This window comes from Maricaulis sp. D1M11 (assembly GCF_047308265.1).
GTDB lineage: Bacteria > Pseudomonadota > Alphaproteobacteria > Caulobacterales > Maricaulaceae > Maricaulis.
In genome coordinates, this window is sequence record NZ_JBKQWY010000003.1 from 279,120 (window position 1) to 302,881 (window position 23,762).

The following is a 23,762-nucleotide window of genomic DNA, read 5'->3' on the forward strand; positions in this document are numbered from 1 at the left end:
TGGACTAGCTCAACATTTTTTCGATCGGCAGAACGAGGATGGCGCGGGCGCCCTCCGCCTTCAGTGCCTCCAGGGTTTCCCAGAACACCCGTTCGCGACACACGGCATGCACCGCCACAACATCATCACGACCGGCCACGCTGGCCACGGTCGGCGCGTCCGCACCGGGCAGCAGAGCCTTGATCGCCTCAAGACGATCGGTCGGTGCGTTCAACAGGATGTACTTGGTCTGGGCCGAGGCAATCACCCCCTCCGAGCGACGCTTGAGAATGTCGGCAATGGCCTCGATCTCGGCATCGCCCTCCCCCTTGCGACGGATCAGAACCGCCTCGCTGACCAGCACGGTTTCAAAGGCTTCCAGACCATTGGCTTCCAGGGTCGCGCCAGAGGAGACCAGATCACAGATCGCATCGGCGATTTTCAGGCGCGGTGCCACTTCGACCGAACCGCTCATCTCCACCACATCCACGGTGATCCCGCGCTCGGCCAGATAATCGCGGGTCAGATCCGGATAGGAGGTGGCAATTGTCTTGCCCTCAAGATCGGCGATCGAACGGATCTCGCCTTCCTTGGGCGCAGCCAGTTTCAGCGTGCATTTGGCAAAACCCAGACGCAGGGCGATCTCCAGATCAGCCGGCTTGCCGCCGCCCTTCTGTTTCTCCAGCAGGACGTTTTCACCCACAATGCCGTAATCACAGGCTCCCGAGGCGACAAAACTGGGAATGTCATCATCGCGCACCAGCATGAGGTCGACCGGGAGGTTTTCGGCGCGTTGATGCAGACGGTCGCGTCCATAAGCAAAGCGCAATCCGCATTTCTTGAGCAGATCCATGCCACCTTCCGAGAGGCGGCCCTTGCTTTGAACGGCAAGTCGCAAACGAGTCATGATCCGGCCTCCTTCAGCCGATTAAGGATCAGTCGATAGCCCTGATGGGGCTCCTGGGACAAAAAGCGGGCAACCCGCGTGACCGTGGTCGTGCTCGCCCCGGTCATTTCACTGATTTCACGATAGGAATACCCGCCTTCATCGAGCAGGCCGGCAACACGCCAGCGCTCGGTCAGCGTCTTGATTTCACCCGGCGTCAACAGATCGCGCAAAAACCGTTCGGCCTCGGTCTCATCACGCAGGGACAGGACCGCGGCCACGAGCGGGCCCATATCGGGCGAATTGGACGCGTGTGCATCGCTCATCAGACCACCTTTCAACGCGGGACACGGCCGGTTCGGCTGCGTCGTCAGGAGCGATATAGCGTATTAGCGCGCTAACACAAGCGGACAATTACAGTGCCGAACACCTTTCACCCGACCCACCCGGTTCACGCCAGGAAACTATGACGCTAACCTCGCCATTCTGATGCGAGGAGTGCCCCATGTCACAGACCCAACGCTTTGCCATTCCGGAAGATCGCCGCACCACGGCGCATATCACCGCGGATCGTTACGCCACGCTTTCACGCGAAGCGCTGGACAGTCCGGATACATTCTGGGCGCGCGAGGCCGGTCGTCTGGACTGGATGACACCGCCCACCCAGATCTCGGACGTGTCCTGGGACACAGATGATCTGCATATCCGCTGGTTTGCCGATGGTGTGCTGAATGTCTCGGTCAATTGCATCGACCGGCACCTGCCGGACCGGGCCAACGACACGGCCATTATCTGGGAGGGCGATGACCCCGCCGATGATGCTCACATCACCTATCAGGACCTGCATGATCATGTCGCGCGGCTGACCAATGGTCTCAAGGCCATGGGCGTGAAAAAAGGCGATCGGGTCACACTCTACATGCCGATGATCCCGGAAGCCGCCTACGCCATGTTGGCCTGTGCCCGCATGGGCGCCGTACATTCAGTGGTGTTTGGCGGTTTCTCACCCGACGCGCTGGCGGGGCGTATTTCCGATTGTGAAAGCCGGTTTGTCATAACCGCCGACGAAGGTGTCCGCGGCGGTCGGCCGATACCGCTGAAACGCAATGTCGATGAAGCAGCGCGCATTGCGGGCGGTGTCGACGGCGTGCTGGTTGTCAAACGCACCGGTGGCGAGATCGCATGGGAGACCGGACGCGATCACTGGTATCACGAACTGACCGCAGGCCTTCCCGCCCAGTGCGATCCCGAGCCCATGGCCGCCGAGGACCCGCTCTTTATTCTTTATACCTCGGGTTCGACAGGCAAACCCAAAGGCGTGTTGCATACCACGGGCGGGTATCTGGTCTGGGCCTCGATGACCCATGAATACGTGTTCGATTACCGCCCGGGTGAAATCTACTGGTGCACGGCCGATGTCGGCTGGGTCACCGGGCACACCTATATTGTCTACGGACCGCTCGCCAATGGCGCGACAACCCTCATGTTCGAAGGCGTGCCCACCTATCCCGGCCCGGATCGTTTCTGGCAGGTGGTCGACAAGCACAAGGTCGAGATCTTCTATACCGCGCCCACAGCCATTCGTGCGCTGATGCGCGAGGGCGACGCCCCCGTCAAACAGCATGCACGCACCAGCCTCCGACTGCTGGGAACGGTGGGAGAGCCTATCAATCCGGAAGCCTGGCTCTGGTATCACCGCGTGGTGGGTGAGGAGCGCTGTCCAATCGTGGATACCTGGTGGCAGACAGAGACGGGCGGCGCCCTGATCACCCCCCTGCCCGGCGCGACCGAGCTCAAACCCGGCTCAGCCTCCATGCCCTTCCTGGGCGTCGAGCCCGCCCTGGTCGATCATGACGGCCAGTTCCTGCCCGACACCGGAGCGGTGGAAGGTAATCTGGTGATCAAACGCTCCTGGCCGGGTCAGATGCGTACCGTCTATGGCGACCACCAGCGTTTTATCGACACCTATTTCTCCACCTATCCCGGCCTCTATTTCACCGGAGATGGCGCACGCCGGGATGAGGACGGCTATTGGTGGATCACCGGCCGGGTGGATGATGTCCTCAATGTTTCCGGTCACCGCCTGGGCACTGCGGAAATTGAAAGTGCGCTAGTCGCTCACCCTGATGTCGCCGAAGCCGCCGTGGTCGGCTATCCGCACGATATCAAGGGTCAGGGCATTTATTGCTATGTCACCTTGATGGGCGGACGTGAGGCCGCCGAAGACGATGTCCGGACCCTGCGACAATGGGTGCGCCATGAGATCGGACCGGTGGCCACCCCCGACCTCATCCAGTTCACCACCGGCCTGCCCAAGACCCGCTCGGGAAAGATCATGCGGCGTATTTTGCGCAAGATCGCGGAGAATGAATTCGCGAATCTGGGGGACACATCCACGCTCGCGGATCCCGGTGTGGTTGATTCTCTCATCGCCGGTCGCCTCAACCGGTAAACTCGCGCAAACCCTTCAACTCACGCGAGAAAGCGGAAGCACACAAACGCCCCTATTTCGGGCAAGCCCGCTCGGCCGCAACTGGGCGTGGTCCTTTTGTGGTACTCTTGGGAAACTGCGTGCAGATTAAGACACTTAGACGGAATATTTCTATTCATTTTATGACGCCGTCCGGTATGACTCTCGCTGTCAATTGTTTGGGGCGTGCACATCACCATGAGCGTACATATCGAGGCTGACGGAGATGCCATGTATCTCCGCATTGTCTATTCGGACACGATACTTCTGACCGATATCGATCAGGCGCTGGATGAGCTGGCGGCACACCTGTCCGGCTCCAACCGGCCCGTACTTGTCGACTGGTCCGAAGGTGCGCTGAGTATTACGCACGCGGAATTCATGGGCCGGCTGGACGACTGGTTTGATCGACTGGGATCGGGCCTGCAGGTCGCCATGGTGTTCAATGCCATCAGCCAGCGCGACCAGTCCATGCTCACCGATACCAAGAATTTCCTGAAAGGCGGTGGTGTGCGCACGTTCACGGATCGCGACACCGCAGAAAAATGGCTGACCGCCTGACCCTGCGAGAAGGACCGGCAGCCAGCCTGAGTGTCCCGGAGGCATCACACCTGATCGCTCAAGGAGTGATGATCGAGATCATTAAAGCTCGTCTTCGAACTCGGTCAGACGCATGGGCGTCTTGAGAGACCCTGTCAGCACGTCATAGGCCGGCTGGGTCAGGAATTCCTCGAAATCCTCCGACATCACGAGGTCCCGCAACAGGCCGGTGGCGGTCTCGATGCGCAGTTTCAGCGCGTCATTGCCGTCGGCCTCTGCCTTGATGCTCTGCGCGATCTCGGCAATACGGCCCTCGAGATAGTCAGCCGTCAGGGCTGTGCCACTCTCGGTCTGGGCGCCATAGGTCCGCCACTGCCACAACTGGGCCCGGGCGATCTCGGCGGTGGCCGCATCTTCCATGAGACCATGGATCGGCACAGCACCGCGCCCACCAATCCAGGCGGCGATATAGCGAATTGCCACATCGATATTGCCATCCACGCCCGCATCGGTGATCGCGCCTTCAGGTGCTTCCAACAGCTGACGGGCCGAGACCGTGCTGACGACCTCTTCATCAATCTGATTGGCCCCTTTCATATGCGTGTCGAAGACATCCATGGCGATCGGAACCAGATCGGGATGAGCCACCCAGGTCCCGTCATGACCGTCGGTCACTTCGCGCAGCTTGTCCTCACGCACTTTGGCGCGGGCTGCCTCATTGGCCTCGGCATCGCCCTTGACCGGAATGAAGGCGGACATGCCCCCCATGGCGTGGGCGCCCCGACGATGGCAGACCGAAATCACGCGTTTTGAATAGGCCCGCATGAAAGGCACCGTCATGGTCACCGCGGAACGGTCGGGAAGGATGTGACCGGGATGCGCACGCAGCCGCTTGATATAGCTGAAGATATAGTCCCAACGACCGCAGTTCAGCGCGACAATGTGATCCTTCAGCTCGTACAGGATCTCGTCGAGCTCAAACGTCGCCGGCAGGGTCTCAATCAACACGGTGGCACGGATCGTGCCCAGCTCCAGTCCCAGCAGGTCTTCGGCATGGCGGAAGACCAGATTCCACAACCGAGCTTCGTGGCGGTTTTCCAATTTGGGCAGATAGAAATACGGACCGGTGCCGCGCTCCTTGAGCGCGTCGTGATTGTGGAAGAGATAGAGGCCGAAATCGAAGAGGGATCCGGACACCGGCACACCCCCGACACGGACATGACGCTCGTCGAGATGCCAGCCGCGCGGACGTACAATCAGGGTCGCCGCATTGGAGTTAACGCTGTAGCGCTTGCCGGATTTGGGATCTTCGAAATCGATCTCGCGACGAATGGCATCGCGTAGATTGATTTGGCCAGAAACCATGTTTTCCCAGATCGGCGTGGACGCGTCCTCGAAATCGGCCATGAAACAGCGCGCGCCGGAATTCAGGGCGTTGACGACCATTTTGCGGTCGACCGGGCCGGTGATTTCCACGCGGCGGTCTTGCAGGTCATGGGGGGCCGGACGGACCTTCCAGTCCGCAGCCCGGATGTCGGCGGTTTCGTGCGGGAAACACAAAACCGCACCCTGGTCGAGTTCAGCCTGGCGCTCCTTGCGGCGACGCAGCAGGGACTGGCGACGGCGCTCGAACCGACGGTGCAGTTCGGCAAGAAAGCTCAGGGCGTCGTGAGAGAGAATGTCCCGATAGCCGGGCTCCAGCGGGCCCAGAATATCAACGCCGCTCGGCGATACATGTGTCATGGCATTTGCCTCCTTTCGGGATCAAAGCCGGGACGGACAGGCAGTCTGACGGACCTGCCCGCCCCGGGCCTCGGTCACGACTGCTTATTCAGCAGCCGTGGTGAACTGGGCGGTCTCGGTGGATTCACCCATGGCGGTGGTGGATGCATTACCGCCGGAAATGGCCAGGGAGACCTTGTCGAAATAGCCGGTACCCACTTCGCGCTGGTGGCGCGTGGCGGTGTAGCCATTGACCTCGGAGCCGAACTCGGCCTGTTGCAGCTCGGAATAGGCGCCCATGCCGCGATCCTTGTAACCGCGGGCCAGTTCGAACATGCCGTGGTTCAGGCTGTGGAAGCCGGCCAGGGTGACAAACTGGAACTTGTAGCCCATGGCCCCCAGCTCGCGCTGATAGGTCTCGATCGTGGCCTTGTCGAGATTGGCTTCCCAGTTGAAGGACGGGGAGCAGTTATAGGCCATCATCTTGCCCGGGAATTCCTTCTGGATGGCTTCAGCAAAACGCTTGGCCTCTTCCAGATTCGGCTTGGACGTTTCCCACCACAACAGGTCGGCGACCTTGGCATAGGCGAGACCGCGCTTGATGCAGTGTTCAACACCCATGCCCTGTTTAAGACGGAAGAAACCTTCCGGTGTGCGACCGGCGTCGAAATCAATGAATTCATGATCACGCTCATCAATGTCGGAATTGATCAGCGTGGCCGATTCCGCATCCGTACGCGCCACAGTGATGGTCGACACACCCATGACATCAGCGGCCAGGCGGGCGGCGGCGAGATTTCGCTCATGCTGTGCTGTGGAGATGAGGACCTTGCCGCCCAGGTGACCACATTTCTTCTCGGCCGCGACCTGGTCCTCGAAGTGAACGCCTGCAGCGCCGGCTTCGATAAAGGCCTTCATGATCTCGAAACAGTTGAGCGTGCCGCCAAAACCGGCTTCGGCATCGGCCACAATCGGAGCGAACCAGTCGCGCGCGGCTTCTCCGTTTTCAGACACTTCGACCTGGTCGGCGCGCTGCAGGGTGCGATTGATCTTGCGCGCCAGCTCGGGGGCAGAATTGGCCGGGTAGAGCGACTGGTCCGGATACATGGCACCCGCCGTGTTGGCGTCCGCCGCGACCTGCCAACCGGACAGATAGATGGCTTTCAGACCGGCGCGAACCATTTGCATGGCCTGATTGCCCGACAGCGCGCCCAGGGCATTGATGAACGGCTCGGTCTTGAGCAAATGCCACAGCTTGTTGGCACCGCGCTCGGCCAGGGTTTGCTGGATGAGAACAGAACCGCGCAGGGCCAGAACCTCTTCCGGCGTGTAGGGGCGCTCGATACCGTCAAAACGGCCTTCCGGGGCATTCGGGACCAGATCTGCAAACGTCGTCATGATGACCTCACTGTGTATTCTTGTGTGACGAATTGTTGGATACAGCTTGTCAAAGAGCATGGTTAAGGTCGACAGCCCCTTGTATATAAAGCGGACACGGTGTATTTGATTTACAGTGTAAATTTGTTTTTCTGTAAATCATCCATACAAAGCCGCTCTGTCATGCCCCAGGATGCCCGCCCTCTTGAAAAGATCTTTGCCGGTGCCCGACTGCGACGCCTGCGACGCGAACGCGGCCTCACCCAGGCCGATGCAGCGGCTGCCCTGGGGCTGTCGGCGAGCTATCTCAACCTGCTTGAACGCAATCAGCGCCCGGTCACCGCGCGGGTTCTGCTCTCGCTGGCCGATACGTTTGATGTGGATGTGCGCACGTTCGCCAATGAAAGTGACCGCCAGCTTCAGGCGGACCTGCAGGAAGCTGCCGCCGATCCGCTGCTCAGCACCATGGAGCTGGACCGGATGGAGTTGAACGAGCTGGCCGATGCCCATCCGCGGATCGCCGAAGCCTTCGCCAAACTCTATCAGAGCTATCGTGAAACCACTGCTGCAACAGCAGATCTGGCCACACGCATGTCCGGTCCGGCTGCCGCGCTGGGCGGACCCGGTGCCATACTGGAAAGCGTCCGGGATGCGCTGGATGCCCGGCAGAATCATTTTCCGGAACTGGAAGAGGCCGCCGACACCTTGCGGGCGCGCATCGGGCTGAAAAACCGCAACCGGGATGGCCTGCTGGCCGCCTATCTCCAGGAAACCCAAGGCTTCGCTGTGCGCATTCTGGACGAGGAGATCATGGCCGGTGCCCGCCGCCGACTCGATTTTCACGGTCGCCGCCTTCTGCTGTCTGAAGCCGTGCCCCATGTCTCGCGCGCCTTCCACATGGCGGTGACACTGGCCACCCTGGAACAGGGCGCGCTGCTTGAAGAGCTCGCTGAAGCGGCTGACCTGCCCTCGCCCGAAGCACGCAAACTCTATCGCATCGGCCTGTCCAATTATTTCGCCGGCGCCTTGTTGATGCCCTATGACGATCTGCTCCAGGCCGCAGAGACCACACGGTATGATCTCGATCGTTTACAGCGTCGGTTTGAGGTGAGTTTCGAACAGATCTGCCATCGCCTGACGACGCTGAACCGGAATGGAGCACGGGGCCTGCCCTTCTTTATGATTCGGGTGGATGCCGCCGGCAATGTCTCGAAACGCTTTGGCGGCGGAATCATCTCGTTTGCCCGGTCAGGCGGTGGCTGTGCCCGCTGGAATCTGTACGACGCCATCTCCACACCCGAACGCTATCGGGTGGATGCCCATGAATTGCCTGACGGGATGAAATTCCTGTCCATTGCGCGCGGCCAGATCAGCGAGGCCCCGACCGGCCAACCGCCCGTGGTGCACGCCATTGTTCTGGGCTGTGAGTGGAGCCATGCCGGACGGATTGTGCACGCCGACACCCTGACCGGTGCGGATCCGAGCCCTGTCGGCATCACCTGCCGGTTATGCGATCGCGATGATTGTGCGCAGCGCGCCTTCCCGCCCCTCAATCGCAAGCTGGAAATGGACCCGCATCTTCTAGGCGCCTCACCCTACGGCTTTGGCGACAACTAGGCGCGTTTGCGCTTGCGCGCCTCAGCCCCGTCAGGACGACGGTCCCGCGCGGCCAGACGCCCGATGGTGCGCCCCAATTGTTCCGGATCAATGGGTTTGGACAGGTGAGCATCAAAACCCTGCTCCAAACGCCGTGTCACCTGGTGGGTCATCACGTCGGCGGTCAGGGCGATGATCGGCAAGGGGTCGCGCTTTTCCTCAACCTCCCACAGCCGGATCCGGGTCAGCGCTTCTTCGCCGCCCATGACCGGCATGTGGATATCCATAAGGACCAGATCAAAGGCTTCGCGCTGGACCGCCTCGACGGCCTCCTTGCCGTTTTCCACTTCCACGACCGTTGCCTCAAGCTGATCAAGAAAGGCCTTGAGGACAATACGATTGGTCAGATTATCCTCGGCCGCCAGGATTTTGAGACCGGTATTGGGCATGACGCCCGCACGCGCTTCGGCTTCCTGACGGGTGACGGCTTCCTCGTCCGCCATCAATAGCGGCAGATCGAGATGGAAGGTCGTCCCCTCGCCCAGCTTGCTGACAACCTTGACCTCTCCGTCCATGACCTCGATGAGACCGCGAACAATCGACAGCCCCAGCCCGGTCCCGCCGTAATATCGGGTCACAGAGTTGTCGGCCTGCACGAATTTCTCGAACACACGCTCGACCTGCGCCTCAGACATGCCAATCCCGCTATCCTTTACGGACAGGCGCAGACAGCCCTTGCGAGGGCTGCGTTTCAGGCAGAGTTTCACAGCCCCCGCATGGGTGAATTTGAACGCATTGGAGAGCAGGTTATTGATGATCTGGCTCAGCCGCTCCGGATCTCCCATCCGCCAGGAGGCCTTGGCCGACAGCGCGTTTTCCACGTCGAAGTCGAGGTGTTTCTCCTCGGCTGCCGGCTGATGAAGCGCCGCGATCTCTTCGAGCAACTGATTGAAATCAAACGCACGAACAGACAGTTCGATATGATCCGCCTCGATCTTCGACAAATCGAGTATATCATTGAGCACCTGCTGCAGGGCCCGGCCGGACCGCACGATCAGTCCGACCTGATCCTCGACATCCTTTGGCAGGTCACGCTCGGCGAGCACACGCGCCATGCCTAAAATGCCGTTCATCGGTGTTCGGATCTCATGGCTCATATTGGCCAGGAATTCCGACTTGGCGCGGTCCGAGGCTTCAGCATGCTGGCGCGCCTCTACGAGACCGGAGATATCACTGATTGACCCCGCCATGCGGATCGGTTTGCCATCCGCAAAGGTCGCCCGGCCTGCGCCCCGGAACCAGCCATACGCACCATTCTTGCGACGCAGCCGGAACTGGGTCTCATACGCTCCCTTGCCACGAAAATGCCGGTCAAGCTCGCGCTCAACCTTCTCCTGGTCATCCGGATGCAGCCGGTCCTTCATAAAATTGACCGTGTGTTCCAGCTCGTCGGGTCGGTAACCGAGGATCGCGCCCAGTCGCGGAGAATGCCAGACCTCACCGGTCCGCATGTTCCAGTCCCAGAAACCGTCATTGGACCCGTCAATCGCGAGGGCGAACCTCTCCTCACTCAGCCGCAGCCGCCTGGCCTGGTCATCCAGGCGACGCTCGGTGTCTTTCACACTCGAGATATCGCGTGCGATCCCCAGAATAAAAGGCTCGCCCGCCGCATTCTCGAACCGGATCTTGCGAGTGAGGAGTGTGCGCTGACGGCCATCAGGAAACTGGATCTGCTCCTCCACTTCAGACCATCCTTCGCGCAAGGCCCGCTTGTCTTCCGCCAGAAACGCGTCGCGCTCCTCCTCATCATATTGCTCCAGCGTCGTTGTGCCCACGACGTTGTCTCGAACGTCCTCTGGATAGAGCTCGAGAAAATGCTCATTGGCCTGGACGATGGTGAAATCCTGATCCTTCACAAACAGGATGTCGGGCAGATGACTGAACATCAATTCCCGGAAACGATGGCCTTCCTCGGCCCGTTCCATCTCCTGTAAACGGTCATGATCGGCCAGCTTGCGGCGATATCGCTCCTCGGCCTGGGCATTGAGCACGGCCATCAGGGCGCCCGTGATGGCCAAACCCGTCAACAGGACCAGAAGGGCCACACGCCGCGCCAGCCCCATGGCGTCGGCCTCCTCGGGATAGAGAACAAGGGTCCACGACTGACCTCTAAAATCGAGCTGGCCCACGCCCTGAACATCCCGGTTCTGAACATCGCCCGTACCGATCAGAACCTCGCCATTCTGGATCACGTTCAGGCTGTAGGCGTCGAGACGGCGATCATCCAGCGCAAGATTGACCATGGATTGCAGGTCCACAACGCCCAGAACCAGACCACCCGGCTCTCCATCTGTGTCCAGAACCGGAAAGAAGGCCAAAAACCCCGACCCTCCCTGAACAAGATCAACAACCGGGGTGATATAAGATTGCCGCGTCGCGACCGTCGATCTCAGGGCCAACGCCCTTTGCGGTTCAAAGGTCAGGTCCAGACCGACTGCGGCCTCATTGCCCTCAAGCGGTGTCACACGCTCGACGCGATAGTCGGAATTGGCCCATTCAATCGCCAGGATTTCCGGAAACTCCTCCAGAATAAACGCTGTTTCAGCCTGCCATTCCGCGTCCGACAGACCGCCCTCGCGGCTCCAGCGATGCGCCAGCCGGTCCAGACTGCTGGTGAGAAAATTCAGCCTCTGCCTGAGCTCGCCTTCCGCTGCGCCGGCCAGATAATCGATCGTTCGGCGGTTTTCCGTGTTGAGATGAGCCCATGTATACAGCGCCGCAACCAGGAAGATGCCCGCACTGAGCACACCGGCCAACAAGACTTCCAGACGCGGTATTCGCATGAGGCCCTCCCCGGATCACCTATGGAATCGCTCCAAATAAAGTAGCTCATAAAAACCATAAAATACCTGACACATTCTTATTTTCAGTCATATTTCAAAAAAATACGGCCCCGGAGACCGGGGCCGCATGCCGTGCTGCAACCTGTGGGCAGATTGCGGAAGGAAACTACTCGGCCTGACCGGCCACAGCGTGCACATAGGCCGTGCGCACATCCATTGTGCCCGCCTCGTCCATGCGCTTGGCGATTTCCTCATCCTGCCGCGCCAGCTCGTCGAGATCCTGGTCCGCGTAGTGAATGACACCCATATCCTGATAGGCCGCCTGGATGCGATCACCCCACAACCCGATATCCTTGACCACAGGCACGATGCGCTGAAAGAGCAGCGTCCGGTAGAGCTTCATCATGTCGGACTGGTCGACCCATTCCACACACTGATCCACCGGCAGTCCCAGAACCTCGAAGCTTTCCTTGGCCGTGAAGCGGTCACGCATGTGGTAACAGGCCTCGACCAGGAATTCCTCGCGTTCATCGCGCTCCTTGGATGTCAGGTGCGGGTAATAATCACGCAGTGACAGCCGACCGAAGGCCACATGGCGAGCCTCGTCCTCCATCACATAGGCGTTCACCATTTTGGCCAACGGGTTCTGGGCGATATCGCGAATAGTGCCAAACGCGGCCAGGGCCAGACCTTCAATCACCACCTGCATGGCCAGATAGGTCATATCCCAGCGACTGTCCTGCAAGGCCTGATCCACAAGCGTCTTGAGCGGATGGGTCATGGGATAGGCGACACCAAATTTGGTGAGCAGCTTGTTGTAAGCCTCCACATGCCGCGCCTCATCCATCACTTGGGTCGAGGCATAAAACTTGGCATCCAGATCAGGCACCTGCTGGACAATCTTGGCCGCGCAGATCAGGGCCGCCTGTTCTCCCTGCATGAACTGGGAAATATTCCAGGCCTGACCATGACGGCGCGCCTCGCGCTTCTCGTCCTTGGTCATTTTCTCCCACATGGGCGAACCGAACAGCGCATTGGCCTCGTCCGGCATTTCCATCGGGTTTTCAAAATCGAGTTCTAAGTCCCAGTCGATGCGATTGACCGCATCCCACTGCATGTCTTTGCCCTTTTGATAGAGATGCATGAGCGTCGTTCGACCCTCATCATACTCCCAGTCAAAGGTAGCATCGAATTCCTGTGGAACCGACCAAGTCTTGTCGATATCCGGCAGCGGATAAAGCTCGCGGAGCGTACCCATAGCGCTATGACCTCCCCAGGTGCAGCCTATCTTTCCTCGACGCCGGGCTCTTTTGAGCCAGAGCTCTATAGTGCGGGGACACCGGTATGGTCCGGCTGGGTCCGACCGCGATCGGCTCTGTAAACAGCGTTCACTTCGTTACCGTGCGTCAATTCAATGACGCTGGCAAGCCTTAAGACGCCGATCATTCGAAAAAAGTGAAAGCGACTCGCCTTTTGTCGCGGCCCGAAAACCCGGCCTATTCGGCCGGGCTTTGACCGGGATCGGTCTGGGGATCCTTGACCGCCTGTTTTTGCTGCCAGCGGCTGAGGATCTGTCGGGAGGTATCGCGCGATCCGTCATGGGACCAGCCCGGCGGCGCCAGAAGATAGAGGAGTTTGGCCTTCAGCGTCGGTGCGCGGTTGATGTCCTGGATGATGCCGAGCCATTCATGCACGCTGATCACCAGCGGATTATACGTGCCGAGGTTTTTAACCACGCCATACCGGCAGGCCTCATGCTCCAGCTCAGGCTGGAACGTGCCAAACATCTTGTCCCATACGATGAAAATCCCCGCATAATTGCGGTCCAGATAGATCGGATTGGTCGCATGATGGACCCGGTGGTGCGACGGCGTATTCATGACAGCCTCGAACCAAGACGGACATTTACCCACCGCTTCGGTATGGATCCAGAACTGATAGATCAGATTGAGTGCCCCCACCGTGGCAATCACCAGGGGGTGGAAACCGATGAGAATCAGGATCGAGCCCAGCCACATCCATTTCAGGGTCAGGACCGAGAACCAGGGCTGACGCAGGGCAGTGGTCAGATTGTAGTGCTGGGAGGAGTGGTGCACCACGTGATCCGCCCAGAACCATCGTACGGTATGGGCAAAGCGGTGCGACCAGTAATACACAAAATCATCCAACACGAGCGCCACCGGCCAGACCCACCAGGCAAAGCCGATATCAAAGACGTGGAATTCATAGACCACAAAGAACCAGGCCGTGGTCAATCCGCCGAACACCACGCTGGCAACCGTATTGCCCAGCCCCATCACCAGGCTGGCGGCGCTGTCATGGGGTTCGAACCGGGCCCGGCCCGAGATCTTGCCATAAATCATCTCAGCAAAGATGAGGATGGTGAACACGGGAATGGCCCAGTAAATGGGTTTGAAGCTTTCCAGCCACACAGGTACGTCCATCACTCAGCCCTCCTGCAAGTCGTTGAGGCGATCGGCCCACTGCCGTGCCAGGCGCGTCTGTCCCATCGGAATATCGACAGGGGCAAAGGTAAAGTCTTTCAGGCTGAGGCGCACACCACCCTGCCCGTCCAGACGTGCTGAACGCACCATGCCGGGCACAAGATAGCGGATCACCACATCACTGCCACGCGCGACCAGAAGCCCCAGGCGTTCGCCATTGCGCTCCTCCACCAGGGCCGAGCGCCCATCAACCGCGAGAATGCCCTCGCCGGGCTGAAAACCGACCGCGTCAATATCCAGCCGGTGCGCCGCATCGTCCAGAGAGACGATCTCCGCGGGCCGGAAGGGTTTGAGGTAGATATTGGCCACAACCATCGCCGCTATGCCCGCGACCGAGCCGGCGAGGATCAGCAGAAACACCATGTTGCGCTCCCTGATTGCGCTTCGAGACAAACAAGAAGGGCGAAGGCTAACCAGCCTTCGCCCCTCAAATCTAGTCCTAAAGGACGTGACCTAGCCGCGCAGGCGCAGGGTCAGGCCGTAGGTGCGCGGATCACCCGGGTAAACGTTGTAGGACGTGCCCAGGTAACCGACGGACGGGAAACCGCCCTTGGTGTACTCTTCTTCGAAGAGGTTCCGGCCCCACAGCTGGACTTCCCAGCTGCCGGTTTCCGAACCCAGTCCGACAGACGCGTTGAACAGCGAGAAACCTTCCTGGTTGGCGATGTCACGCGGGTCTTGCGTCGTGGTGTGCGCAAACTCGGAAGTGTAGTTGTATTCGCCGCGCAGATAGCCTTCCAGACCATCGCCGATCGGACGCATATACGTACCGGTCAAAGAGGCGACAAATTCCGAGTTACCCCGGTCCACACCGTTGAAGTTGTTGAACGATCCGAAGATACCGGCATTGTTCGTCCGCTCATTGCCCGGCAGACAGCTGGCGAAGAACGGATCCGTCGGGTCATAGACCGGCGTGCCATCCACACCGACATCCGGGCACGGCGCGAACTCGTATTCGCCGTACTTGTTGTCGATCAGGTAGGTGAAACCACCGGTGAAGAACAGCTCATCGGTCGGGGCCCAGGAGCCTTCGAACTCGATACCGCTGACTTCGATCGATCCGGCATTTTCGAGCGCAAAACCATTGCCCACGAAATTGTTCGACTGGAAGTCGGTGATTTCCTGATTGAAGTAGGTGATCGCGTAGACAAACGTGTTGTCGAACAGCGCACCCTTGGCACCCACTTCGAAAGCCTCGGCGGTTTCTTCTTCAAACTCGAAGAAGCCGGTGAAGGCGGCGTTGGTGGAAACGTTGAAACCACCCGGCTTGTAGCCCGTGGAGTAGCTGGCATAGAGGTTCAGCGTGTCCGAAACATCATACGAGAAGATGATGCTGCCGGAGAAATTGCTGTCGCTACGCTCCGTCGGGAAGCTCGCGGAGCTGACCGGCGGGAAGTTCTGGAAGGCTTCAAAGCCCAGCAGCGGGTTGAAGGCCGTACCTGCCAGGGCCGCAGGAAGCGGATTGGCCGGATTGATCGGCGTACCGTCCGGATACAGGGTCAGACCCTGTTGCAGCAGCAGGATCGGAACGAGATAACCACAGGCATCGCCACCCACGAGCGCAAACGCAGCCGGATCACACGAGCCGGTGGACGCCGCCCCCGGAATACCCAGCAGGGCCGGGTCGACGAGACGCAGGTCACGAGCCAGGTCACGGAAGGAGAAGGTCGAGATCGGATCAGGCTGGTTGATGTTCGCCGTCATCTCTTTGTCTTCTTCCGAGTAACGACCACCCACCGTGATGGTGAACTGGTCATTCACATGGAAGTCGAACTGGGCGAAGGCCGACCAGGACTCGGTGTCATACTGATACTGCTCGCCCACCAGACCGTGTGTCGTTGCGATGAAGCCTTCGGCCGGGGTTGTCGGCAGAGCTGCATTGCCCGACGGCAGCGGTGCAAAACCGCCCACGCCCGCGGCATTGTTCAGGTTGAGGAAGAGCTCCAGCAGATCCACACCGCCCTGGCCGGAATTCGGGCCGAAGAAAGCGTCGATCAGCGTCTGTGCGGCCGGATCCGCTGCGGAGGCCGCATCGAAGAAGGCCCGCGCATCCGCGCCATACGGCGTGGTGTTGGAGTATTCCAGCTCGTTTTTGTAGAAAAACGCACCGGCCATCCAGTCGATCCGGTTGTCACCCACAGAGGTGATGCGGAATTCCTGGGTGAAGCTGTCATAGGCATTGCCGATGTCACGTGTGGACACAAGATCCAGGTCAGAGAAGTCGGCGTCGAAAATCGCATCTTCATCATACTGGCGGAAGGCCGTGATGGAGGTCAGCGTGAAGTTCTCGAAATCATGATCGATCTGGGCCGAGATACCGCTGGTCGTGAGATCCGTGTTGACCAGGCCATCAATGGCGATCTGCTCGTCGAACGGATCCGCCGGCAGAGCCGTACCGCCCAATCCGGACAGGGCCGCAAGGTCGACCGGGTCATAGGAGCCGAACGGTGCCGCACAGCAATTCTCATCGATATTGCCATAGTCCGCGATCACCCGGACAACCGTGTTATCACCCGGCGTCCACAGCAGCTGGGCGCGCGTATTCCAGCGATCACGATTGTTCAGCTCGGTGACCTGGGCGCTCGGAGAGACGTTTTCGAGGAAACCGTCATTCTGGTTGACCGTGCCGTCAATGCGGAAGGCGACCGTGTCGGACAGCGGACCCGTATACGTGCCCTTGGCAATGCGGGTGCCGTAATTGCCGATGGTGAATTCGGTATCCCAGCTGGATTCGAATTCCGGTTCCTTAGTCACGAAGCTGACCACACCACCCGGCGTGTTCCGACCGAACAGGGTGGATTGGGGACCGCGGATTACCTCGACACGCTCCATGGAGAGCAGGTCATTGATCGCGGCACCGGCACGCGGGCGATACACGCCATCGACGAAGACGCCGACGGACGGCTCAAGGCCCGGGTTGAAGCTCGATGTACCGATCCCGCGCAGCGAGAATTCGGTGTTCGTGGAGGCGGCAAACTCAGCCACGCGCAGAGACGGAACGAGCGTCATCAGGTCTGCGGCATCGCGGATCTGAGATTGTTCGATCTGTGCATCGGTCACAACCGCCACAGAAACCGGAGTTTCCTGCAGGGTTTGTTCCCGCTTCTGGGTGGTGACGGTGATCGTTTCGATCTGGGCAAAAGCGCTGGTCGTAAAGAGACCAGTCACCAAGGCCGTCGTGGCAAGCACGGCGCCTTTCTTGAACATTTTCATATTTTCTCCCCTCATTTTCGCGGGTTTTTCTACCAACCTAATCCGCGATTTGTGGCCTATTATGACCGTTGTGCAAACCGCGTGTCAGCCCGTTTTTGTCAATTTCGCAAAAATCGCAACAGGTCTGATGCATGGATACCTCACTTATAAATATCCACGTCTTCTTAATCAGCCCTCTTTTCTCAGCTCCATTGAATAGATAACCTGCGCGGTAAACACTGTTCAAAAAAGCGGCCAAAGAGCCGGTTGGGGAGAAAAATGCGCAATATTATCATTGGCTTGGTCGCTATTTTGGTGAGCCTGGCGCTGGCCGGCGCAGGCTGGTTCTATCGCCCGTGGTCGGAATATTCTCCGGCGGAAATCCAGCGGGCCACACAGCCTGACGCGATGATGGCCAGCTTCCGGTCCATGCGGGACATCTTCCCCTACAGAACGATTCGCACGGGCGAAAACCCGCAGAACTTGCCGGAAAACACGGTTAACGCGACCGTTTCTTACGCCTGGGACGGAACGACCAAGACTGTTGAAGACTGGTTGCTCGAATCAGATTCCAGCGGGCTTGTGGTCCTTCATAACGGCGAGATTGTTCACGAGACCTATGTGCATGGTAGCGATGCCCTCACCCACAACACCTCCTGGTCGGTGGGCAAGAGTTATGTGGCCACCCTCATCGCCATGGCGATGCATGACGGTCTGATCGATAATCTCGACCAGATGGCGGGCGAATTCGCGCCCCAGTTTGCCGGGACGGATTATGGCAATACCAGCCTGCGCCATCTGCTGATGATGTCGGCCGGTGTGGACTTCAATGAAAACTATGCCGACCCCGACAGTGATATCCGCGAACTGTTTCTCGGCACGCATATTTTTGGCCGGGATGTCGACACCATGGTCGCCGCCGTCGAGCGCGACCGCGCGCCCGGTGAAGACCTTCACTACGTGTCCGCCAACACCCACGTCCTCTCCGCAGTGGTGCGCGCGGTCTATGATGACACCCTGGCGGCCATTGTGGAACGCAAGATCTGGCAACCCCTGGGCATGGTCGAGCCGGCCGAGTGGAACCAGAACATCGCAGGTCCGCGCGGCAAGGCGATCGGCTATTGCTGTCTCAACGCGACAACCCGGGACTATGCCCGTTTCGGGCAGTTTTACCTGCAAGATGGCGTGTGGGATGGCGAGCGCCATCTGCCCGAAGGCTGGGTTCGCCAGGCGACCCGGCCCAATGCGGACTTCCAGGAAGCAGGGCCCGACAGTGTTTATCAGGGACGCGGTTACGGTCTCCATTTCTGGGTGCCCGAGGGTCATGATGGCGAGTATTTCATGGCGGGCGTCTATGGCCAGTATGTCTGGGTGGATGAACGCCGCAATATCGTGATCGCGCGAAACGCCGCCGACCAGGCCTGGGGCCGTCGCACGGCCGAAAGCTTTGCCGCGATGCGGGCCCTTGCCGCGCATTATGGCGACACGCCGCCCATCCCCGACGCAGACACACGCGAAAACACCGAGAGCGAGACTGTGACCGAGAGCGACACTGGGACGGAGAGTGATAATGGCGAATAAGGCGTACGACTTCATCGTCTGCGGGGCGGGTTCGGCGGGATGCACCGTCGCGGAACGTCTCACGCGCAATCGCGATCACAGTGTTCTGGTGCTGGAAGCTGGCGGATCAGACAACAGCCCCATCATCCGCACGCCCATGCTGCTGCAATTCGCCGTGACGGGGGAGCAGTTCAATTGGGGCTATTGGACCGAGCCCCAGGCCGAGCTCAAGAACCGCAAGCTTCTCTGGCCGCGCGGCAAGACCCTGGGCGGGTCCTCCTCCATCAATGCCATGCATTACATGCGCGGTGCGAAGGAGAACTATGATGAGTGGGAAAGCGCCTATGGCGCCGAAGGCTGGAACTGGGACACCGCCCTGCCCGCCTTCAAGGAGGTCCAGCACCAGACCCGCGGCGCCTCGGATCTGCATGGCGAAGGCGGTCCGCTCTGGGTCTCCGATATCGAGCCCTTAAACCCGTTGACCGAGGCCTTTTTCAAGGCGGGCGACCAGCTCCAGTATCGCCGTAACTCCGATTTCAACGGTGAACAGCAGGAGGGGTTCGGCCCCTATCAGGTGACCCAGAAAGAGGGCAAGCGCTGCAGTGCGGCCGACGCCTTCCTCCGCCCGGCCCTCGATCGCGAGAATTGCCATGTGCAGACCGGCGCGATGGTACGGCGTGTGGTGCTGGAAAACGGACGCGCCACCGGTGTGGAGGTCGAGATCGATGGCCAGGTCGAGGTTATCGACGCCCGCAAGGAGGTCATCCTGTCCGGCGGAGCCATCAACTCGCCGCAGACCCTGCTCCTGTCCGGCATCGGTCCGGCCAATGAATTGCGTGAGGACGGTGTCGCGGTCGAACAGGATCTGGCCGGTGTCGGCAAGAATCTGCAAGACCATCTCGACGTGACCGCCCAGCAATGGACGCAGTCCGCCACCTCGATCGGCAATTCCCTGCGCTCCATTCCCAGCCATCTGTATATGGTCGCCCGCTGGGCCCTGCGCGGTGATGGTCCCTTTACGGTCAATCCGGTCCAGGGCGGTGCCTTCATTCGTTCAGCCTATGCCGAGGATTTGCCGGACCTGCAGCTGGTCTTCATTCCTGCCATTTCCAATCCGCACGGGCTGGAAAAGGCCTGGGGTCATGGTGTGACCTTACACGTCTGCCAGCTCTACCCGCGCAGCCGGGGCGAGATCCGCTTGCGCACAACCGATCCCAATGATCATCCGATCATCCAGCCGCATTATTGTTCTGACCCGTATGATCTGGACGTCATGGCCGATGGCCTGTCGAAAGTGCGCGACATCCTCAACGCCCCCGCCTTCGATTATGATCGCAAGGCCGAACGTTATCCAACAGCCGACAAGACATCGCGCGCCGACCTTGTCGAGGATGTCCGCGAGCGGGCCGAGACGCTGTATCACCCCACATCCACCTGTGCGATGGGGTCGGGCGATATGGCCGTGACCGACAGTGCCTGCCGCGTTCGCGGTGTGGAGGGGCTGCGTGTCATCGATGCGTCAGTCATGCCGCGCCTGGTCGGCGGCAATACAAACGCTCCGACCATTATGATTGCAACACGGGCTGCGGCGATGATCGCCGAGGCCCACGCCTGACCCCGCGCCGGACAAGGAGGCCCGTCATGAGTGAACTGGACGCCCGTCAGATCGAGCGGATGAAAGATATTCTCGAACGCCAGAAACAGGCCTTCAAACAGGACCGGCATCGACCGCTGGCCCGTCGCAAGGCCGATCTCGACGCAATCGCGACATTATGTCGGTCCCATGCGGATGCGATCGCCCAGGCGATCAGCGATGATTTCGGCCATCGCGCCCAGGAAGAAAGCGTGATCGCCGAGATTGCCTTCGTGATCCAAGATGCCGCCCACGCGAAAAAACATCTCGCTCGCTGGTCGAAAACCCGAAAAGTGGGCGTGCCGTTGACCCTGATGCCCGGCCGGGCCGAGATCCGCCGCGAACCCAAGGGCGTGGTCGGGATTGTCTCACCCTGGAACTATCCCTTCCAACTGGCCATGGCCCCTCTGGTGGCCGCCCTGGCCGCCGGGTGCCGAGCGATGATCAAACCGTCCGAATACACACCCGCCCTGGCCGAGCTGATGAAATCCCTGCTGGGCGATGTGTTTGATACCGATCAGGTGGCCGTCATCACCGGTGGCCCCACGGTGGGCCAGGCCTTCACCGGGCTGACCTTCGATCATCTCTTCTATACCGGCTCGACCCAGGTGGGGCGTTTGGTGGCCCTGGCCGCGGCAGACAATCTTGTTCCGGTGACACTCGAATTGGGCGGAAAATCCCCCGCGATTGTCACACCGGATTATCCCATTGCCAGCGCGGCGAAATCCATCGGATGGGGCAAGCATTTCAATGCCGGCCAAACCTGTGTCGCGCCGGACTACGCGCTTGTTCCCGCCGGCCAGGAAGACGCCCTGGCTGCGGCCCTGATCGACGTGGTGCAGACCCAGTTTCCCGATGCCGCAACGGACAGCGCCTATACCGCCATTGTGTCGGACCGCCATTATGACCGTCTCACGGCCATGATCGATCAGGCCCGCGATGCCGGTCTGCGTGTCATCCAGCCTGACCATGATGCCGATGCGGCCCGGGCGGGCCGACGCATCGCACCCACGCTGGTGATCAATCCGCCGCTCGATCATCCGCTGATGCAGGAGGAGATCTTCGGACCGGTCCTGCCCATTCTGGGCTATGACAGCCTGGACGATGCCCTGGCGCTGGTCACCGGGCGGGATCATCCGCTCGCCCTTTATGTCTATGCCCTGGACAAGGCCCTGGCCAATCATGTGCTGGACGAAACCCTGTCCGGCGGCGCGGGCGTCAATATCAACCTGCTCCACCTTTCCGTCCCGGATTTGCCGTTTGGCGGCATCGGAGCCTCGGGCCAGGGCGCCTATCATGGCGAGGCGGGTTTCCTGACCTTCACCCATGAACGCTCGGTGTTCCGCACCGGCAAATGGCATCCCTCGCAATTGCTGGCACCGCCCTATGGCAAGCTGTATGAGCGCATCTCCCAACGTCAGATGAAATAGGCATACCCATGTCCCGACCCCTTGCGGGCAAGCGCGCCCTGATCACCGGTTCCTCGCAAGGTGTCGGCCTCGCCACGGCACACCTTTTTGCGCAACAGGGGGCGGAGGTCATCCTGCACGGCAATCAGACTCTCGCCCAGGCGGAACAGGCCGCCCGGGATATCGGGTCCAATGCGCTGGGTGCCCTGAAAGCCGATCTCAGCGCGCCGGGCGCGGGGCGCGGGCTCTATGAGGCTGCGCTGGAACGGGCGCACGGACGCATTGACATCCTGGTCAACAATGCCGGCATCCACTGGGCCACACCGCTTGATGCCAGTGATACGGAGTGGGACAACCTCTGGGCCACAACACTGCAGGTCAATCTGATGGCCGTGGCCGATCTGTGCCGGGCCGCCCTGCCAGGCATGGTCGCTGCGGGTGGCGGGTCGATCATCAATATCGCCAGCAGGGCGGGATATCGTGGCGAAGATCGCGAGCACATGGCCTATGGCGCCTCCAAGGGCGCCGTGCTGTCACTCACCAAAACCATTGCCCGGCAATGGGGGGCGGACGGGATTTATGCCTATGCCCTTGCACCTGGATGGATTGATACACGCATGGGCCCGCAGGCCGAAGCCGATCGTGAACGGGCCCGAGCGGAAATCCCGATCGGCGATCTGGCCCAGCCGGGCGAGATCGCCGCAATGTGCGCCTTTCTGGCCTCCGGCGCCTGTCGCAGCGCCACGGGCTCCTGCATCGATATCAACGGGGCCAGCTATGTCCGCTGACCTGATGCGCGGCGCCATAACAGCTATGTAGGATTGTTTCGGGCAGCAACATCTCGTGTGTTGTAAAACCCCCGGGTTCGCGCCAATTGTGAGCGCTCACACCTGTCCTGGGAGTTGTCCATGAACCGCCTGTTCTTGCCCTTGATGGCCGCAATCTGTGTGTCGGGATGTGCCACAGCCATTCGCGGCACTCATACGGACCTGGTTGTTGCAACCGAACCTCCGGGCGCACGTGTGACCACGGACCTGCTGAATAACCAGACACGCCGGGACCATATCCGCGAGATCACCGCTCAAAGTGGCTGCCGTGACGCAATCTGCCGGATGGAATATGTCCGTGAGCAAGAACGCGCGGGCGTCACCTTTGACGTGCCCGTTGCCTATCACAGTTGCGAGGCCACACCCTGCGAGATCAATGTCCCCCGCCGGTCAGACTTCACACTCACTGTTGAGCTGGATGGATATCACCCCGCCAGCATTGAGATCACCCATGGCTTCGGGTCAGGCGGTTCCAGCGCGGCCGGCAGCGCTGTCGGGGCAACGGGCGCCTATATGACAACCTATGCGGCCCTTGCCGTTGGCGAAGCACTGGTCGGAGGCCTGGCCACAGCTGCCGGCGGAACCGCCGCATCCTCATCCGCTGCAGCGGCGGCCACGGGTGCCGCGGTTGTGGTCGGTGGCGGGATGATCCTGATTGATGTTGCCTCCGGCGCCATGCTCGATCTGCGCCCCAATCCGGTCATCCTGGTGCTGATCCCCGATGACCAGCCGCTGCCCGAAGGCCCTCTGCCTGTCATCGAGACCCCGGAACAACTCGAGGCGGTGCGCGACCAGATCGGCGAAACGAACTAATCGCGATCTTGATATCGCGCCGCTTGCCACATCAACGCCATGAAGGCGCGTCAGTCTTCCCGCGCGTTCACAGGAGGAGGTCCCGATGCGTCGGATGTATTACGCCCACTACGCCCAGCATGAGCTGATGGTCGAAAACACCTGGATTGCCGGCATCAAGCTCTATGTCGACAACCGGCTGGTCGATGTGAGTTACGCCCCCTTCGTGCTGCAGGAGGAAACACTTTTGCGCACGCGCCTCGGCGACAGTCAGAACGGTCCAGTCGTTGAGGTGAAGGTGCGCAGCGGCCTCATGGACGTCCATGTGCGCATTCTGGTGGATGGCAGCGAACTGGCAGTTCAAACAGGCCTGAAACACCGTGCGAAACGCCTTGAGACCCCCTCAGGGTCGGCCTAGGGAAGGGTCTCGGG

At 60.2% G+C, this 23,762-nt stretch carries 18 protein-coding genes; 9 read left to right on the plus strand and 9 right to left on the minus strand.

Going from position 1 to position 23,762, the window contains the following annotated elements:
• Window positions 1–4: 4 nt before the first annotated feature.
• Both hisG and RMQ97_RS07715 read right to left on the minus strand, forming a co-directional pair.
• A complete protein-coding gene (gene hisG, locus RMQ97_RS07710) occupies window positions 5–886 on the minus strand; it encodes an ATP phosphoribosyltransferase (protein ID WP_413660278.1) in 882 nt (293 codons plus the stop codon).
• Window positions 883–1,191: a YerC/YecD family TrpR-related protein gene (locus tag RMQ97_RS07715; RefSeq protein WP_413660279.1), complete on the minus strand. Its 309-nt coding sequence runs from the start codon at window positions 1,189–1,191 to the stop codon at window positions 883–885. Before RMQ97_RS07715 ends, hisG begins: the two co-directional genes overlap by 4 nt.
• A 179-nt stretch (window positions 1,192–1,370) precedes the next feature.
• Between RMQ97_RS07715 and acs the strand changes: the two genes are divergently transcribed.
• Together acs and RMQ97_RS07725 are read left to right on the plus strand one after the other, a co-directional pair.
• The gene (gene acs / locus RMQ97_RS07720) at window positions 1,371–3,317 is read left to right on the plus strand and encodes an acetate--CoA ligase (RefSeq protein ID WP_413660280.1); all 1,947 of its coding nucleotides are present in this window, start codon (window positions 1,371–1,373) and stop codon (window positions 3,315–3,317) included.
• Between the two features lie 216 nt (window positions 3,318–3,533).
• A complete protein-coding gene (locus RMQ97_RS07725) occupies window positions 3,534–3,896 on the plus strand; it encodes a hypothetical protein (RefSeq protein ID WP_413660281.1) in 363 nt (120 codons plus the stop codon).
• A gap of 81 nt (window positions 3,897–3,977) precedes the next feature.
• Here RMQ97_RS07725 and aceB read toward each other — a convergent pair whose 3' ends face one another.
• Both aceB and aceA read right to left on the minus strand, forming a co-directional pair.
• Entirely contained in the window at window positions 3,978–5,618 is a 1,641-nt protein-coding gene (gene aceB / locus RMQ97_RS07730; protein WP_413660282.1) for a malate synthase A, read from the minus strand.
• An 84-nt stretch (window positions 5,619–5,702) separates the two neighbouring features.
• Entirely contained in the window at window positions 5,703–6,995 is a 1,293-nt protein-coding gene (gene aceA / locus RMQ97_RS07735; protein ID WP_413660283.1) for an isocitrate lyase, read from the minus strand.
• Window positions 6,996–7,157: 162 nt separating this feature from the next.
• Between aceA and RMQ97_RS07740 the strand changes: the two genes are divergently transcribed.
• A complete protein-coding gene (locus tag RMQ97_RS07740) occupies window positions 7,158–8,591 on the plus strand; it encodes a helix-turn-helix domain-containing protein (protein WP_413660284.1) in 1,434 nt (477 codons plus the stop codon).
• Here the strand turns inward: RMQ97_RS07740 and RMQ97_RS07745 are convergent.
• The 5 genes from RMQ97_RS07745 to RMQ97_RS07765 form a co-directional block, all read right to left on the minus strand.
• Window positions 8,588–11,413 (minus strand): ATP-binding protein, encoded by a 2,826-nt coding sequence (locus RMQ97_RS07745; RefSeq protein WP_413660285.1) that lies wholly within the window; start codon window positions 11,411–11,413, stop codon window positions 8,588–8,590. The two genes, RMQ97_RS07740 and RMQ97_RS07745, sit on opposite strands and share 4 nt — an antisense overlap.
• A gap of 166 nt (window positions 11,414–11,579) precedes the next feature.
• Window positions 11,580–12,671, minus strand: coding sequence for a ferritin-like domain-containing protein (locus RMQ97_RS07750; RefSeq protein ID WP_413660286.1), 1,092 nt, complete (start codon window positions 12,669–12,671; stop codon window positions 11,580–11,582).
• Between the two features lie 238 nt (window positions 12,672–12,909).
• Window positions 12,910–13,857, minus strand: coding sequence for a sterol desaturase family protein (locus RMQ97_RS07755; protein ID WP_413660287.1), 948 nt, complete (start codon window positions 13,855–13,857; stop codon window positions 12,910–12,912).
• Between the two features lie 3 nt (window positions 13,858–13,860).
• Window positions 13,861–14,280, minus strand: coding sequence for a hypothetical protein (locus tag RMQ97_RS07760; protein WP_413660288.1), 420 nt, complete (start codon window positions 14,278–14,280; stop codon window positions 13,861–13,863).
• 90 nt (window positions 14,281–14,370) lie between these two features.
• The gene (locus RMQ97_RS07765; RefSeq protein WP_413660289.1) at window positions 14,371–17,130 is read right to left on the minus strand and encodes a TonB-dependent receptor; all 2,760 of its coding nucleotides are present in this window, start codon (window positions 17,128–17,130) and stop codon (window positions 14,371–14,373) included.
• 258 nt (window positions 17,131–17,388) lie between these two features.
• On the opposite strand from RMQ97_RS07765, the gene RMQ97_RS07770 reads away from it, so the two are divergent.
• From RMQ97_RS07770 to RMQ97_RS07795, 6 genes are all read left to right on the plus strand, one after another.
• Entirely contained in the window at window positions 17,389–18,690 is a 1,302-nt protein-coding gene (locus RMQ97_RS07770) for a serine hydrolase domain-containing protein (protein WP_413660290.1), read from the plus strand.
• Window positions 18,680–20,284: a GMC family oxidoreductase gene (locus RMQ97_RS07775; protein WP_413660291.1), complete on the plus strand. Its 1,605-nt coding sequence runs from the start codon at window positions 18,680–18,682 to the stop codon at window positions 20,282–20,284. The genes RMQ97_RS07770 and RMQ97_RS07775 overlap by 11 nt, the downstream gene beginning before the upstream one ends.
• A gap of 26 nt (window positions 20,285–20,310) precedes the next feature.
• The gene (locus RMQ97_RS07780; RefSeq protein ID WP_413660292.1) at window positions 20,311–21,732 is read left to right on the plus strand and encodes a coniferyl aldehyde dehydrogenase; all 1,422 of its coding nucleotides are present in this window, start codon (window positions 20,311–20,313) and stop codon (window positions 21,730–21,732) included.
• Window positions 21,733–21,740: 8 nt separating this feature from the next.
• Window positions 21,741–22,499: an SDR family NAD(P)-dependent oxidoreductase gene (locus RMQ97_RS07785; RefSeq protein ID WP_413660293.1), complete on the plus strand. Its 759-nt coding sequence runs from the start codon at window positions 21,741–21,743 to the stop codon at window positions 22,497–22,499.
• Window positions 22,500–22,619: 120 nt separating this feature from the next.
• Window positions 22,620–23,351, plus strand: a complete 732-nt coding sequence (locus RMQ97_RS07790; RefSeq protein WP_413660294.1) for a hypothetical protein — start codon at window positions 22,620–22,622, stop codon at window positions 23,349–23,351.
• An 85-nt stretch (window positions 23,352–23,436) separates the two neighbouring features.
• Window positions 23,437–23,748, plus strand: coding sequence for a hypothetical protein (locus RMQ97_RS07795; protein WP_413660295.1), 312 nt, complete (start codon window positions 23,437–23,439; stop codon window positions 23,746–23,748).
• The last annotated feature ends 14 nt before the right edge of the window (window positions 23,749–23,762 follow it).